The sequence below is a fragment of the Nonomuraea composti genome (assembly GCF_012034275.1).
GTDB lineage: Bacteria > Actinomycetota > Actinomycetes > Streptosporangiales > Streptosporangiaceae > Nonomuraea > Nonomuraea composti.
The window spans coordinates 272,197-288,787 of sequence record NZ_JAATEP010000009.1; the positions used below are offsets into that span (position 1 = coordinate 272,197).

Sequence of the window (16,591 nt, forward strand, 5' to 3'; positions counted from 1 at the left end):
GTCAGCGTGCTCGACCACGCTTTCATGATCACCGTCGATGCGGAGCGCGGCACCGCTCTCCTGCTCGGCACCCGGCTCGCGCTCACCCAGCCCGCCTCGCGGGTGGTGCGGGCCGTCCTCCGGGCGACCGCCCACGGCGCGTACGAGGCGCGCATCGGCGGGCGTCCCGTGAGCGACGCCGTCCTGTCCCCCGGCTGGAGCTCCTACGAGTGGCGGCTGCAGGTGCAGGAGTACGACGTCACCCACCTGATAGCCGACGTCGTCGGCGTCGAGGTGCTGCTCGGCAACGGCTGGTGGCGCGGCGGCCTCGGCTTCGGCGGCCTGAACCTGGACTACGGCCCCTCCCTCGGCTTCATCGCCGAGCTGGAGGTGACCTACCAGGACGGCACCGCCCAGGTGCTGGTGACCGGACCGCACTGGACCGCGCGCCGCTCCTCCATCATTGAGAACAGCCTCTACGACGGGGTACGCATCGACGCCCGCCCGCCGTCCGACGAGCAGTTGACCGTCCGCACGGTCGAGTTCGACCGCTCCACGCTGGTCCCGCAGACGAAACCGGCCATCATCCGGCACGAGACGCTACGCGCGGTCCGCACCTGGTCATCCCCCAGCGGCAAAACCCTCGTCGACTTCGGGCAGAATCTCGTCGGCTGGATCCGGCTGCGCGCCTCCGGACCGGCCGGGACGGAGATCACCGTCCGGCACGCCGAGGTCCTGGAACACGGCGAGCTGGCCACCCGTCCTCTTCGCGGCGCCCGCGCCACCGACACCTTCGTGCTGTCCGGCGGCCCCGAGGACGTCTTCGAGCCCACCCTCACCTTCCACGGCTTCCGCTACGCCGAGATCACCGGCCATCCCGGCGACCTGGAAGCCGTGGTGGTGCACTCCGACATGAGCCGCACCGGCACGTTCGAGTGCTCGAACCCCCTGGTCAACCGGCTGGTGGAGAACTCCGTGTGGGGGCAGAGGGGCAACCTCCTGGACCTGCCCACCGACTGCCCGCAACGCGACGAGCGCCTCGGCTGGACCGGCGACATCGCCGTCTACGCGCCGGCCGCCTGCTACCAGTTCGACTGCGCCGACGTGCTGCACGGCTGGCTGCTCGACCTCGCTGTGGAGACCGAGCACTCCGGCTACGTCCCGTTCGTGGTGCCCAACGTGCTCAAGCACGCGCCCGTCGAGGCCCGCGCGAAGAGCGAGTTCATGCTCGGGCCGACCGCGATCTGGGGCGACGCCGCCGTCTGGGTGCCCGAGAGCCTGTGGCATGCCTACGGCGACCGCGACCGGCTGGCCGTGCACTACCCTGCCATGGTCCGGCACCTGGAGGGAGCCGAAGCCAGGCTCTCCCCGTCGGGTCTGTGGGACACCGGGTTCCAGTTCGGCGACTGGCTCGACCCGACCGCACCTCCTGACCGGCCCCAGCAGGCGAAGGCGGACCCCGGAGTCGTCGCGACGGCCTGCCTGTACCGCAGCGCCCGCTTCGCCGCCGAAGCGGCCGGCATCCTGGGCCGGAATCAGGATGCCCGCCGCTGGCGGAACCTGGCCGATCGCACCCGCGACGCCTTCGTCAAGCACTACGTGCACGACGACGGCACCGTCCACTCCGACGCTCAGACGGTCTACGCGCTGGCCATCCACTTCGGGCTGCTGGACGGCGACCTGCGCCAGGCCGCCGGGGACCGGCTCGCGGCCCTGGTGCGGGAGGACGGCCACCGGGTGGCTACCGGCTTCGCCGGCACCCCTTACGTCACCTGGGCGCTCACGAAAACCGGCCATGTCGACGACGCCTACCGGCTCCTGCTCCAGGAGCAATGCCCGTCCTGGCTCTACGCCGTCACCATGGACGCCACCACGATCTGGGAACGCTGGGACTCCCTGCTGCCCGACGGCACCGTCAACCCGGGCGAGATGACCAGCTTCAACCACTACGCCCTCGGCGCCGTCGTCGACTGGCTCTACAAGTCGGTCGCCGGCATCCGCCCCGCCGAGCCCGGCTACCGCCGGATCCTCCTGCAACCCACCCCCGGCCCAGGTCTCGACTGGGCCCACGGCGCCCTGGACACCCCCCACGGCCGCATCACCTGCGGCTGGCGCCGCCAGAACACGGGTTACGACGTCGAGATCAGCGTCCCGGAAGGCATCGAGGCGGACGTCGTCCTGCCCGACGGCACCCGGCACACGGTGACCGGCGGCACCCATGACTTCCGGAGCGCCCCATGACCACAGCCCAGCCCGTCCACCCCCACCTCGCCGAACCCTCGGTCCCGGGCACGTCGATGACCTACCTCGGCGGTCCGCCCTTCCGCCGCTACCTGCTCGTCTACATCCTCGCGATGGCGGGCATCACGGCCGTCTACGGCGGCATCGGCGCGGTCATCCTGCCCTTACAGGTCCAGGACATCGAGTTCGCCCACTACTTCACCGGCCCGGACGCCACCGCGAACCTGCAGCAGCTGACGAACCTCAAGGCACAGATCGCCGCGGGCACCGCCACCGCCACCGCGCAGCAGCAACACCAGCTGGCCCTGCTCGCCTCCTACGAGGCGGCCCGGGCGAGCAGCCTGTCCATCGTCACCGCGGTCGGCTCCATCGCCACCATGTTCGTCCAGTCCATCGCCGGGCTGCTGTCGGACCGCACCCGCTCCCGCTGGGGCCGGCGCGCCCCGTGGATCGCCGGCGGAGCCGTACTCGGCGCCGCCCTGGTGATCGGCGCCCGGTACTCGCCCGGCATCGGCCTGCTGATCGCCACCTGGGCGCTCGCCCAGCTCTCGATCAACGCCGCCCAGGGAGCGCTGGGCACCACCGTGCCGGACCGCATCCCGCACCACAAGCTCGGCACCGTCTCCGCCCTGTCCGGCATCGGCACCCTGTTCGGCGCGCTGCTCGGCTCTGTGGCCGCCGGCACCCTGTTCGGCGCGATGGGCCTGGACGCCTACTTCCCCTTCGCCCTGGCCCTGGCCGTCACGGGACTGCTGTTCGTGCTGGTCGCCCGCGACCGCTCCTCCACCGGACTTCAGCTCCCTGCGGCCAACTGGCTGGGCCTGCTCAAGTCGTACGTCATCCCGCTGCGCTCCCCGGACTTCCGCTGGGTCTGGGTCGCGTCGGTGACGATGATGTTCAGCTACGGCGCTTCCAACGCCTTCAGCCTGTACATGATGCAGAGCTACATCCAGCCCGCTCTCAGCACCGCCGAGGCCACCCGGCTCATCCCGGCCATGTCCCTGACCGTCCTGCCGGGCACCCTCATCGCGATGCTCGTCACCGGCAGGTTGTCCGACCGCATCGGCCGCCGCAAGCCCTTCGTGATCGGCGCCTCGGCGCTGTTCGCCGTCTCCATGCTGGTGCCGCTGCTGTGGCCGACGCTGGCGTCCCTGTTCATCCAGAACGTCATCGCCGGCCTGGCCGCCGGCTGCTACCTGGCCGTGGACCGGGCCCTGCTGATCGACGTGCTGCCCGACAAGCAGGCCGCGGGCCGCGACCTCGGGCTGGGCAGCATGAGCTTCAGCTTCGGCCAGGCCATCGGCCCCGTCGTCGCCGGCCAGCTCGTCGCCCTGACCGGCGGCTACGGCGTGGTCTGGGTGCTCTCACTGCTGGCCGCGATCGCGGCCGCCGCAGCCATCATGCCGGTCAAGAAGATCAGGTGAACTGACGGATTTGGTCGGGACGAAGCGGAGAGTTAACCCGAACGTCACCCAGACGAAAATCTAGCCCAAGTCAAATTTTGGTGCTACGGTCCAAGCACCAATATCTAGCAGCGGCTAGATTTTCGCTTCGTGAGTACAGGAATGCCGCGATGTCCCTGCCCGAGCCGCAGCCCGCCACCACCGCCCAGGTCGCCCTCCCCCAGCTCCCGAGCGGCAGCGACCCCCACCATGAGAAGGTTCCCAAACGGACCGTCTTCGCCATCCTGATCACGACCTTCGGCAACGCCGTAGCCACCCTGATGCCGACGCTCGTGGCCCTGCCGATCATCGTCGCGCGCGTCGCCCCCGGGAACAAGGAGTCGGCCCTGGGTATCGCCCTCGGCATCAGCGCATTCGGTGGCATGCTGCTCGCGCCGGTGTTCGGAGCCCTCAGCGACCGCACCACGTTCCGGCTCGGCATGCGCAGGCCCGGCATGATCATCGGCACCGCGATCACCATCACGGGGCTGGTGCTCCTCGGCCTCGCCGGCAGTCTCGCCATGGTGTACACCGCTGTGATGATCATGGCCCTGGGCGCGGCCATCAACGGCGCGTCCCACGCGGCGATGATCCCCGACAGTATCCCGGACCGCCTGCGCGGCCGCGTGCTCGGGTTCTCGACCGTGACAGGAGTTTCGGCCGGACTCATCGCGAGCATCGCCGGGCCGATGTTCATCGACCACCAGTTCATCATGGCCGCCGGAGCCACGCCCCTGTTCGCGCTCGCCACGTTGATCGGGGTCCTGCTCTACCGTGACCGGGTGCTCGATCCTGAGGACGTTCCCCGCCAGCCACTCGTCCGCACCATCCTGCAGGGCTACCGCTTCAATCCCCGGAGCGCGCCGGACTTCGCCTGGGTCTGGCTCGGCCGCTTCTTCGTCACCTTCGGCATCGCGTTCACCGGCTCCTTCACCATCTACTTCCTCACCGATCACTTGAAGGTGAGCCAGGCCGAACTGGCCCCGCTCATTTCGATCAACAGCGTGCTGCAACTGGGCGCGACCACCGTCGGCACAATCGTCGGCTCCGTCGTCGTCGACAGGGTCCGCAGCCGCAAGAGCCTGGTCCTCGTGTCCGCGCTGCTGCTCGCGGCGGGCGGCGTGATCGTCGCGTTCTCGACGACCATCCCGATCTTCTACGCCGGCAGCCTGCTGCTTCTCTTCGCCGTCGGCCTGTTCATCCCCACCGATGGGGTGCTGGTGATGAGCGCCCTGCCGGGCGGCGGGAAGAGCGACGTCGCCAAGTACATGTCCCTCATCGTGATCGCCGACCAGCTCCCGCGCTCGATCGGCCCCGTGATCGCTCCGGCCGTCATCGCGTTCGGCGCGCTCACCCCACTGGGCGGCTACTCCGTCCTCTACCTCGTCGGAGGCGTCGTGGCCATTCTCGGCGGCGTGCTCGTCCGGCAAGTGCGCGGCGTCCGCTGAACATCCCGCGAACCGAAGCCAGAGAACCTGCGCGCCGGGAATCGGCGCATGAGGAGCACACATGACAGACCAGCACACCGCGGATCTTCCGCCGATCGGAGAGATTCTGGCGGCTCTCGAGGCCGCTCCTCCCCAGGACGACAGTGGCGGTTACAGCACAGATCGCCTCATCGAGCTCGAAGCGGAGCTGGCCGCCTTGGAGGTCAGGGACTTCACGATCTCCGCACCCGCCGGCCCGATCCCCGCACGCGGCTATCGTTCGCAAGACCATGCGCCGGTCAGCGCGCTGGTGTGGGTTCACGGCGGCGCGTTCGTCGGCGGCAGCCTCGACATGCCGGAGGCGCACTGGGTCGGGCTCAGTCTGGCCGCCCGAGGCATCCCGGTGCTGTCGGTGGATTACCACAAGGCGCTGCACGGCGTGACGTTCCCCATTCCCTCCGACGACATCCGCGCGGCCTGGACGTGGGCGCTCGAACATCGCGAGGAGCTCGGGTTCGCGGACATCGCGGTCCAATCTCGGGGGCGCGAGCGCGGGCGGCAACCTCACCGCCGGGGTCGCGAAGCGGCTGTCCATGGAGAGGCAGGCCGTGCCGGCTTCGCTTCTCCTCGTCTACCCCCTCGTGCATGCGGTGCCGCCGCCTCCCTCCGGCGATCTGCTCCTGGCCCTGCGGGAACGAGGCATGGCGTCCGGGGCGCACGACGTCTTGATCCAGGCGGCCACCGCGCACTTCGCGGGCGCGGCGAGTGTGGAGGACGAGATCGCGTTCGCCGCCAACGGAGCGGTGCCCGAAGGACATCCGGCGACCTTCATCTACAACGCCGACGCCGACGGGCTGAGGGCATCGGGCGAGGCGTATGCGACCAAGCTCGCACAGGCCGGGGTCGATGCGACGGTGGAAACACTGCCCGGATCGACGCACGGCTTCCTCAACGAACCCGAGTCCGCTGCCGGGCGGGCAGGCGTCGATCGGCTGGAGCGGTGGCTGAAGCGGGCAGGCGATGAGTCTCCCGCCCGGTTCGCGTGAACGCCTGACAAGTCCCACTGTCCCGACATGAGCAATCCCGAGGAACCACGCATATGAGCTCTCTCACGCGCCATCTTCCCGATCCCTGGGTCGCGGCCTGGATCTCGCCCGTCGAGTCCGAGGAGCTACCGGACGACCGCCCCGCGTACCTGCTGACGGGCATCGTGACGATCGACGGGCCCGTGGCGGACGCATCCCTGCACGCGACCGCGCTGGGCGTCTACGAGGTGTTCGTCAACGGTACGCGCGTGGGCGACGAGGAACTCTCCCCCGGCTCCACCAACTACGACGAAACACTGTACGCGCAGTCTCACGACGTCACATCGTTGCTCCGGAGCGGGGAGAACCGGATCGACATCGTCCTGTCCGATGGCTGGTACCGCGGCCGCACCGGCTCCGAGCAGCGGCAGAATTCCTGGGGCACGGTCACCGCCGCGCTCGCCCAGCTCGACTACTCGACTTCCGACGGCCGGACCCAGGTGTTCGGCACGGACGGGACGTGGACCTGCCGACCGTCGCAGATCGTGCGTGCGGACCTGATGACCGGCCAGACCACCGACTTCTCGGTTCCCCTGCCGGCCGCGCTGCCCGTCCGGATCGGGCTGGTGTGCCCTCCGGCCCCGACGCGGTCGCCGGCGCCGCCGGTGCGGCGCGTCGAGGAACTGGCCCCGGTGTCGGCCACGCCCCTCGCTGAAGGCGTCACGATCGTCGACTTCGGGCAGAACATCGCCGGCTGGGCGCGGCTCACCGGCCTCGGCGCCCCCGGTTCGCAGACGGTCCTGGAATTCGGTGAACATCTCGACGCCGCCGGGGACCTGACCACGGCGCACCTCGACACGCACACGCCCCAGGGCGAGCACATCCCCTGCCACCAGATCGACCGCGTCATCGCCGGCACCGGCGAGGAGGTGTTCGAGCCGCACCACACGGTGCACGGGTTCCGCTACGTCCGCGTCACGCACCCTGGACGTGCGTTCGACCCGGGCTCCATCACCGCGATCGTCGTGCACACCGACCTGCGGCGGACCGGTTGGTTCGGCAGCAGCGACGATCGGCTGAACCGGCTGCACGAGGCCGCGGTGTGGACGTTCCGCGGCAATGCCGTGGACGTGCCCACGGACTGTCCCACCCGCGAACGGCTCGGCTGGACCGGCGACTTCCAGGTCTTCGCACCCACAGCCGCGTTGCTGTTCGACATCGACGGCTTCGCGCGCAAGTGGCTGCAGGCGGTACGCGACGACCAGTACGACGACGGCAGCCTCGCGATGTACTCGCCGGACCCGGGCCGCATGAAGCTCTCCGACCATCCTGCCCGGGTCGGTGGCGGCTCGGCCGGCTGGGGCGACGCGGCGGTCGCCGTGCCCTGGACGCTGTATCGGCACTACGCCGACCGCGACATCCTGGAGACGAGCTGGCCGTCGATGCGTGCCTGGGTGGAATTCGCGTTGCGCACGGCCCGCGAGCGCCGCCACCCCTCACGCACGGGGACGCCGGCGCCGCACGAGCAGTACCTCTGGGACGGCTCATTCCACTTCGGCGAATGGCTGGAACCCAAGACCGGCCCGTCAGTGGACGTCGCCGAGGCCTTCCGCGCGCTGCTGGCCGCCGACCAGGGCGAGGTGGGCACCGCCTACCTGTTCCGCTCGACCGGCCTGCTCGCCGACATCGCCGACGTCCTCGGCCGCGAGGACGACGCCGCGCACTACCGGGCCGTCGCGCAGCGGGTGCGCGCGGCCTGGCACACCGATTACTTCGACGGCCACCGGGGACGCACGGCGTCGGACACGCAGGCGTCCTACGTGCGCGCCATCGACTTCGGGCTGATCCCCGACCGCCTCGTCCCCCGTGCGGCCGACCGGCTGGCCGAGCTGATCGCCCAAGCCGATGACCACCTGGCCACGGGATTCCTGTCCACCGGATCGCTGCTGCCGGTGCTCGCCGACACCGGGCACGCCGACCTCGCCTACACCCTGCTCACTCAGACCGGCGTCCCGTCCTGGCTCGAAATGCTCGAACGGGGCGGCACCACGTTCTGGGAGAACTGGGACGGCGTGGACGGCGCGGTCGCCTCGGGCTCGCTCAACCACTACAGCAAGGGCGCCGCGATGCGCTTCCTCTACAGCCACGTCGTCGGCCTGCGGCAGGCTCCGGGCTCGGCGGGGTGGCGCGAGTTCGTGGTGACCCCGCTACCGGGCGGCGGCCTGACCCACGCCTCGGCCACGCTGCACACCGTCCAGGGCGTCATCGGAGCGGCCTGGACCCGCAGCGGCAACGACCTCACAGTCACCGTCACCGTCCCCGAAGGCGCATCTGCCACCGCACTCCTGCCCGGCGCACCCCCGAAACCGCTCCCGCCGGGCACCACGACGATCAGCTCTTGAAAAGGATCATGGACCTTCCGAACGACTTCCTGTGGGGCGCCGCCTCCTCCGCCCACCAGACCGAAGGCAACAACACCAACTCCAACTGGTGGCACCTGGAGAACGCCCCGCGCTCACCACTCAAGGAACGCAGCGGCGACGCCGTGGACAGCTACCACCGCTACCCCGAGGACATGCGCCTGCTGGCCGAGGCCGGCCTGAACGCCTACCGCTTCAGCATCGAGTGGGCACGCATCGAACCCACGCCCGGCGAGTTCTCGTCCTCCCAGCTCCGGCACTACCGGGCGATGATCGAGACCGCCTTCGAGCTCGGCCTCACCCCGGTCGTCACGCTGCACCACTTCACCAACCCCATGTGGTTCACCCACGCAGGCGGCTGGCGGAGCCCCGACGGGATTGAGCGTTTTGCCCGGTACGTGACCGAGGTCGGCTCGATCCTCCACGACGTGCCGTGGGTGTGCACCATCAACGAACCGAACATGATCGCGGTTATCTCCGACCTGTTCGCCCAGCCCACCGACGGCGACCGGCTCGACGATCGGGCGATCACCGCCCTGGCTCTCCCGGCTCCCGCCGACGGCGTTTCCCAGGTACTCGAACGCGCGCACCGCAGAGCGGTGGAGATCCTGCGCGAACGCACCGATGCCCGTATCGGGTGGACGGTGTCGAACCAGGCGTTCGAAGCAGAACCCGGCTGCGAGGAAGTGCTCAAGGACGTCAAGTGGGCCTGGGAGGACCGCTTCCTGGAGGTGTCCAAGCACGACGACTTCGTCGGCGTGCAGTCGTACACCACGAGAAAGGTGGGCGAGAACGGCCCGCTCCCGCATCCGCCCGACCCCGGCAACACCCTGACCGGTTGGCCCAACCGGCCCGACGCACTAGGCATGGCTATCCGCAACACCTGGCAGGTCACCGGCGGCACCCCGATCCTGGTCACCGAGAACGGCATCGCCACCGCCGACGACGCCGCACGCGTCACCTACATCACCGAGGCGCTCCGGGGCCTGAACGACGCCGTCACCGACGGCATCGACGTGCGCGGCTACCTCCACTGGAGCGCCCTGGACAACTACGAATGGGGCGACTGGCACCCCACCTTCGGCCTCATCGCGGTGGACCGCACCACCTTCGCCCGCACCCCGCGCCCGAGCCTCGCCTGGCTCGGCCGGCTGGTACAGCAACAGCGCCGGCACAACCTGGCCGGCAAGGAAGGGTAGAACGACATGACAGACCCCTACTGGGACCGCCTCCGCACGCTGTACCACGAGCACCTGCGGCTGGGCGCCGACCATCCCGACGCGCGAACGCCGGATCCCGAACTGGCCGCACGGCTCCGCGCACCACGGGAAGGCGAAGCGGAGTATGCCGCCCCGGCGGCGCGGGTACGTGACGTCGTGATCGGGCCTTGCACCGTACGGGTTTACACCCCGGAGGCGGACGCCATCGGCCGCCCGCTGTTCGTGTGGTGCCACGGCGGCGCGTGGGCGGCGGGCGATCTCGAAGGCCCGGAAGCCGACGCTACCGCACGGGAGATCTGCACCCGAGCCGACGCCGTCGTGGTCTCCGTTGACTACCGGCTGGCCACGGACGGCGTGCACTACCCGATCCCGCTGGACGACGTGGTCGCGGCGTACCTGTGGGCGGTGGACAACGCCAAGGACCTGGGCGCCGACCCGGCGCTTATCACGCTGGGCGGCGCGAGCGCCGGGGGCAACCTCGCCGCGGGAGCCGCCCTGCGCGTACGGGACGAAGGATCACCGCCACCCGCCGCGCTCCTGCTCGTCTACCCCTGCCTGCATCCCGAACTACCCCCGGCGTCGCCCGAGTTGCGAGCCGTCTTGGACCGGATGTCCCCCGCCGCGGCCTTCGCCCCCCACGTGACGACTCCCATTGTGGAGAACTACCTCGGCACGCCGATCACCGAGGCGACGTCGTACGCCATGCCCGGCCTCGCGGACGACCTCAGCGGCCTGCCCCGCACCATGATCATCAACAGTGAGTACGACGGCCTCCGCGCGTCCGGCGAGCGCTTCGCCCAGCAGTTGCGCGACGCCGGGGTCGAGGTCGTCCTGGACACCGTGCCCGACGTCGACCACGGCCACCTGGCCCGCCCGGCCCTCCCCCAGCTGGAGCAGACGTACGCGGACATGTCGCGATGGGTCCGGGGATGACGAGGGCTTACGACGAGGAGACGCTACGACGGCTGCTGGACGGAGCAGAGCACGCCACGGTGAACGGCGCCACCGTGCTGCTGAAAAGGGCGACGCCCGACGACCGGCCCGGACACCTGGACCCGTGGCTGCTCAGCCGGGAGGAAGTGCTGCGCAGGCTCCCTTCCGCCGTGCCCAAGCCCAGCCTCAGGCTCCTGTGGTCGATGCTCTTCCGGCCGGAGAAACTGCTGATCCAGATCCGCGACACCGCCAAGGGCATCGTGCTCAGCCCAGAAGCCGAGTCGGCGATCGATCTGACCACCGAGGAAGTGCTGGTCTCCCGCCAGGAGCTGGTCCTGTGGAAGAACACCAACACCCTGTGGCGGTACGAGAGGAAGTCGACGAGCCAGGCACGCAGGCCCTGCCTCCTGCACCTGCACGGCGGCGGGTTCTTCGCGGGTAAGCCCACCGGGCGCGACTACTTCCTCAAGTACATCGCCGAGCAGGCCGACGCCGTGGTGTTTGACCTGGATTACTCCCTGAGCCCGGAGTACAGGTTCCCGCACGCGGTCAACGAGACCTACGCCGCGGTCAAGCACATTCACGACCACGCCGACGAGTACGGCATCGACCCGGCGAGAATCGCGATCGGCGGCGGCAGCGCCGGCGGCAATCTCGCCGCGGTCACCGCGCTCAAGGCCAAGGACGAAGGAACGCCGATCATCGCGCTGCAGATCCTCATGAACGCCGTCGTCATGATGGGCACCTCACGGCCTCCCGGCTACACCTGGAACCCGGCGGACTTCCACGTCGCCGACGGCATGCGGAAGCACGCCGGCCGCATCGTCGATCCCGCCAGGGACCGCAACCTCAAGGTCATGCTGGACCCCTACCGGGGCGGGCAGAGCACCGGCCACCCGTACTTGTCCCCCGCGATGGCGGGCGACCTGACCGGGCTGCCCCGTGCGCTGGTCATCACGGCCGAGATGGACAGCCTGCGCCCGCAGGCCGAGCACTACGCCGGGCAGCTCGTCCAGGCCGGCGTGCCGGTCAAGGCCGTCCGCTATCTCGGCATCAAGCACGACACCCCCGCCCATTTCGGTTACGTGCCCCAGGCCGAGGCCATCGCATGGGAGATCATCACCGCGATCAAGAAGGAGACCTGGTGACCCGCCACCGACTGACCCTCGGGCAGAAGGCCCTGCTCCTGTCCGGCCGGGACAGCTGGACGACGCATCCGATCGACGAGCACGGCATCGCGCCGGTGAGGATGTCCGACGGGCCGCATGGACTGCGGGTGCAGGACGATACCGGTGGCGACCAGGTGGCCTTAAGTCCCAGCCTGCCCGCCACCTGCTTCCCGCCCGCCGTCGCCGTGGGGTCGAGCTGGGATCCCACACTCGCCGCTCGGGTGGCCGACGCGATCGGCCGCGAGGCCCGGTCGGCCAGCGTCCACATCGTCCTGGGGCCGGGGGTGAACATCAAGCGCTCCCCGCTGTGCGGCCGCAACTTCGAGTACTTCTCCGAGGACCCGCTCCTGTCCGGCGTGCTCGGCGCGGCCTACGTGCGAGCCCTGCAGGAGACCGGAGTGGGAGCCTCGGTCAAGCACTTCGCCGCCAACAACCAGGAAACCGACCGCATGCGGGTCAGCGCCGACGTGGACGAGCAGACGCTGCGCGAGATCTACCTGCCCGCCTTCGAACGCGTGGTGACGCAGGCGCAGCCGGCCACCGTGATGAGCGCCTATAACAAGATCAACGGCGTGTACGCCTCGCAGAACCGGTGGCTGCTGACCGACGTGCTGCGCGACGAGTGGGGCTTCAAGGGGGCGGTCGTCTCCGACTGGGGAGCCGTCCACGACCCGGTCGCCGCCGTACACGCCGGACTGGACCTGGAGATGCCGAGCACCAGCGGGCGCAGCACCGCCCGGCTCGTCGAGGCGGTCCGGTCAGGGGCCCTGGACGAGACAGAGCTGGACCACGCGGCTGGCAGGATCCTCGCGCTCGCCGCCTGGCGCGCGGACAAGACCGAGGACATCGATCTCGACGCGCACCACAGGCTCGCCCGCGAGCTCGCCGCGCAGTGCGCGGTCCTGTTGAAGAATGACGGCGTCCTGCCGCTCGCCCTCTCCACCAGGGTGGCGGTCATCGGCGAGCTGGCCCGCACCCCGCGATTCCAGGGCGGCGGCAGTTCACGCGTGAACGCGACCCGCGCCGAAAGCTTCCTCGACGCCGTCACCGATGTGGACTTCCGGCCCGGCTACACCCTCGACGGCAGCGGCGACCCCGACCGGCTCCGCGCCGACGCCGTCGCTTGCGCCGCCGCCGCGGAGGTGGCCGTCATCTTCGCCGGACTGAGCGAGACGGAAGAATCCGAGGGCTTCGACCGGACCACTCTCGAACTGCCCACCACCCAGATCGACCTGATCAAGGCGGTCGCCGCGGCCGCCCCCAAGACCGTGGTCGTGCTGTCCAACGGCGGCATCGTCACCCTCGAGGATTGGCACGACGATGTCAACGCCATTCTCGAAGGCTTCCTGATCGGGCAGGCCGGCGGCGGCGCGCTGGCCGATCTGCTCTACGGCGTCGTCAACCCCTCCGGCCGCCTCGCCGAGACCATCCCACGGCGGCTCGCCCACACCCCCAGCCATGCCACCTTCCCCGGCGGTCAAGGACATGTGCTCTACGGTGAGCGCACGCTCATCGGCTACCGCGGGTACACCACCCTCGACCGGCCAGTGCGCTTCCCCTTCGGCCATGGGCTCAGCTACACCACCTTCGAGACCAAGGACTTCTCCGTCGAGATCCTCGGCGCCGACACCGCAGTCGCCCGGACGACCGTCGCCAACACCGGAGATCGCGACGGCGCCTACGTCGTCCAGGTGTACGTCGGCGAGCCTCCCGCCGGACCGGCCCAGCGTCCGCGCCGCGAGCTCCGCGCCTTCACCAAGGTCTTCGTCCCGGAAGGGCAGGAGGTCACCGTCGAGCTGCCGCTGGACCGCCGGGCCTTCGCCTACTGGGATCTGGAGCTGTCCGGCTGGGTCGTCACCCCGGGCGAGTACGCGGTCCAGCTCGGCCGCGACGCCGAGACGATTGAGGCTGAAGTGCGCGTCCACCTCAGCGGAGACGCCGTCGTCCGCGAACTGACCCTGAACTCGACCTTCCAGGAATGGGTCGAGCATCCCGTCGTCGGCCCCACCCTGGTGGACGATCTGCGATCCGACCTGGTGAAGACGGCAGCGCAGCCACACATCCTGCGCGGGATCGGATCCCTGCCGATGCAGAAGGTCGTCGACCTGCTCGGTGACAGCCTTCCCGCGGGACTCATCGATGGCCTCATGAGCAAGACACGGCGGTGCGACAGATGAGGATTTCGCGAGCCCCTCACAGTTAAAATCTAGGTGGAGTAAGCTTTTCGCCGACATCGCTACACCAGTGGGATGGGGCCGGCAGTGACGACGACCAGAGGACCGTACTCCAAGAGTGCCCGGGTACGAGCCGCGGCGATCGAGGCCGCCTCCGAGATCTTCGGCAATGCGGGCTACCGGGGTGCGACCTTCAAGGACGTGGCGGCCAAGCTCGGCATGACCCATGCCGGGCTGACCTACTATTTCGCCGACAAGGACGCGCTCCTCGCCGCGGTCCTGCAGGAACGCGACAGCCGCGTCTCCCAGCCCGGCACGTCCCTGCCTGCCTCGATGTCCCGCGACGACCTCATCGACTACGTGATGGCCATGCTGGCCGAGAACATCGCCCACCCGGGCTTCGCCGAGCTGCACTGCGTGCTCTCGGCGGAGGCCACCGCGGACGACCATCCCGCGCACGAATACTTTCGCGACCGCTACCGCAACGGCCGTCGCCTCCTTGAAGCCGCACTCGCCGAAGCCGCCGCCCGCGGCGAGATCCGCAGCACTCCAGCGCCCAAGCACCTTGCGGCACTGCTGCTCGGCGTGCTGGACGGCGTCCAGCTTCAATGGCTGCTCGACCCGAACGAGGTGGACCTCCGGGAGACCGTACGCGGTTTCATCGCCGACCTCCTGGCGCCTCCGGAGGCAAAGTAAGCCTGTCACCGTGAGCCCCACTGACCGCGTCGGCCGCCCCACGTCGGGTCGTGCGGCGCAGGATGCGGGCGCCGTCAGCCTCACACGCGATAGTCCAACGCTCCCGTGTGACGCACGTGGCGCTTAGGCGGTGTTTTGTCGCTCAGCCCCTCGCACGGCTTCACATCGCCGGCGACCCTCTTCATGCTGGCCGGACCCGCAACTGAAGGACGTCCGTGAGACCTCACCGCAGGTCAGCTCACCGATACGCGGACGATGAAGGCCGAGGCCAAGATACGCAGGATTTACCCCCGCTTCACCCGAACGAAAATCTAGCCTCAGTCATATTTTGCTGGTACGGTCCCCACAGCAATATCTAGCAGCGACTAGATTTCCCTTCGCGCTGATCATGGGAGATCCGCGATGCCCACATCAGAGCCGCAGCCGGACATGATTCCGCCGGCCGCCTCCCCCCAGACAGTCTCTACTCACTCGGATAGCGCACAGGCCGAGGACACTGCTACCGAAGAGGCGGCACCCCAGAAGGTTTCGAAGCGCAACGTCGCCGCCATCCTGATGACCACGTTCGCGGTCTCGTTCGCCACGCTGATGCCCGCCATGGTGGCATTGCCGATCATCGTCGCCCGAGTCTCGCCCGAGAACAAGGAGTCCGGCCTCGGCATCGCCCTCGGCATCACCTCGTTCCTCGGCATGCTTCTCGCCCCGATCTTCGGCGCGATCAGCGACAGGACCACCCTGCGGCTGGGCATGCGCCGGCCCTTCCTCATCGTCGGCCCCTGCATCACCGTCGCCGGGCTGGTCACCCTCGGCTTGGCCGACAGCCTCGCGGCCGTGTACGTCGCCGTCGTGACCATGGCCGTCGGCTCGGGCATCGCCGGCGCGGCCGACGGGGCGATGATCCCCGACAGCATCCCGGACCGCCTGCGCGGCCGCGTGCTGGGGTTCTCGACGGTGACAGGCGTGTCGGCAGGGCTGATCGCGAGTGTCGTCGGACCGCAGTTCATCGACAACCAGTTCCTCCTCGCCACGGCGACTCTGCCCCTTTCCATACCTCTCATGGCGATCGGGCTCTGGCTCTACCGCGACCGCGTGCTCGACCCGAAGGACGTCCCGCAGCAGCCGATCTTCCGCACTGTGCTACGGAGCTACCGCTTCAGCCCCAAGAGCGCCCCGGACTTCGCGTGGGTCTGGCTCGGCCGCTTCTTCGTCACCTTCGGCATCGCCTTCGCCGCCTCCTTCTCCATCTACTTCCTCACCGACCAGCTCAAGGTGAGCAAGGCCGAACTCCCCTCCCTCATCGCGATCAACAGCATGCTCAGCCTGGGCGGGACCACGCTCGGAACAATCGTCGGGGCATTCGTCACCGACCGGGTCCGCAGCCGCCGGAACCTCGTCCTGGTATCCGCGCTGCTGCTCGCCACCGGCGGGCTCATCGTCGCCTTCTCCCCGAACGTACCGATCTTCCTGATCGGCAGCGGCCTGCTCTTCTTCGCCATCGGCCTGTTCATCCCCACCGACGGGGTGCTGGTCATGAGCGTTCTGCCAGGTGGCGGGAAGAGCGACGTGGCCAAGTACATGTCCCTGGTCGTGATCGCGGACCAGCTCCCGCGCTCCATCGGCCCCATGATCGCACCGGCCGTCATCGCGCTCGGCGCGCTCACCTCGCTGGGCGGTTATCCCGTCCTGTATCTGACGGCCGGGGTCGTCGCGATCCTCGGTGGCGTGCTCGTGCGGCGCGTCCGCAGCGTCAACTGAATCCCGGCAAGAAGACGCGACTCCCGTCCTTGGATCTGCGCGGGCACGCTGCGTCATCACGACGACCGTTTCCGGTACATCACCACCGACGTCGGCTACTGCGACAACAG

11 protein-coding genes and 1 pseudogene are annotated in these 16,591 nt (G+C 69.3%); all 12 read left to right on the plus strand.

Annotated elements, in window-relative coordinates; all coding sequences use genetic code 11:
- Positions 1-6 precede the first annotated feature (6 nt).
- The 12 genes and pseudogenes from HCN51_RS15840 to HCN51_RS15890 all read left to right on the plus strand — a co-directional run bounded on the left by HCN51_RS15840 (position 7) and on the right by HCN51_RS15890 (position 16,481).
- Positions 7-2,220 (plus strand): family 78 glycoside hydrolase catalytic domain, encoded by a 2,214-nt coding sequence (locus HCN51_RS15840; RefSeq protein WP_346433659.1) that lies wholly within the window; start codon positions 7-9, stop codon positions 2,218-2,220.
- Complete coding sequence (locus tag HCN51_RS15845) at positions 2,217-3,644, plus strand: MFS transporter (RefSeq protein ID WP_168010365.1); 1,428 nt, start codon at positions 2,217-2,219, stop codon at positions 3,642-3,644. Before HCN51_RS15840 ends, HCN51_RS15845 begins: the two co-directional genes overlap by 4 nt.
- Positions 3,645-3,793: 149 nt before the next feature.
- Positions 3,794-5,110 (plus strand): MFS transporter, encoded by a 1,317-nt coding sequence (locus HCN51_RS15850; RefSeq protein WP_168010366.1) that lies wholly within the window; start codon positions 3,794-3,796, stop codon positions 5,108-5,110.
- A 61-nt stretch (positions 5,111-5,171) separates the two neighbouring features.
- Positions 5,172-5,576 (plus strand): annotated as a pseudogene (locus tag HCN51_RS62960) (alpha/beta hydrolase); the annotation flags it as partial.
- A gap of 10 nt (positions 5,577-5,586) precedes the next feature.
- Entirely contained in the window at positions 5,587-6,135 is a 549-nt protein-coding gene (locus tag HCN51_RS15855) for an alpha/beta hydrolase (RefSeq protein WP_346433662.1), read from the plus strand.
- 53 nt (positions 6,136-6,188) lie between these two features.
- Entirely contained in the window at positions 6,189-8,516 is a 2,328-nt protein-coding gene (locus HCN51_RS15860; RefSeq protein WP_168010368.1) for an alpha-L-rhamnosidase, read from the plus strand.
- 8 nt (positions 8,517-8,524) lie between these two features.
- Positions 8,525-9,733, plus strand: a complete 1,209-nt coding sequence (locus HCN51_RS15865; RefSeq protein WP_168010369.1) for a glycoside hydrolase family 1 protein — start codon at positions 8,525-8,527, stop codon at positions 9,731-9,733.
- A 6-nt stretch (positions 9,734-9,739) separates the two neighbouring features.
- Complete coding sequence (locus HCN51_RS15870; RefSeq protein WP_168010370.1) at positions 9,740-10,687, plus strand: alpha/beta hydrolase; 948 nt, start codon at positions 9,740-9,742, stop codon at positions 10,685-10,687.
- Positions 10,684-11,835, plus strand: a complete 1,152-nt coding sequence (locus HCN51_RS15875; protein WP_168010371.1) for an alpha/beta hydrolase — start codon at positions 10,684-10,686, stop codon at positions 11,833-11,835. The genes HCN51_RS15870 and HCN51_RS15875 overlap by 4 nt, the downstream gene beginning before the upstream one ends.
- Positions 11,832-14,033, plus strand: coding sequence for a glycoside hydrolase family 3 C-terminal domain-containing protein (locus HCN51_RS15880; RefSeq protein WP_346433660.1), 2,202 nt, complete (start codon positions 11,832-11,834; stop codon positions 14,031-14,033). The genes HCN51_RS15875 and HCN51_RS15880 overlap by 4 nt, the downstream gene beginning before the upstream one ends.
- An 84-nt stretch (positions 14,034-14,117) precedes the next feature.
- Positions 14,118-14,726, plus strand: a complete 609-nt coding sequence (locus HCN51_RS15885; RefSeq protein WP_168010373.1) for a TetR family transcriptional regulator — start codon at positions 14,118-14,120, stop codon at positions 14,724-14,726.
- Between the two features lie 429 nt (positions 14,727-15,155).
- Positions 15,156-16,481 (plus strand): MFS transporter, encoded by a 1,326-nt coding sequence (locus HCN51_RS15890; RefSeq protein WP_240972890.1) that lies wholly within the window; start codon positions 15,156-15,158, stop codon positions 16,479-16,481.
- Positions 16,482-16,591: the final 110 nt, after the last annotated feature.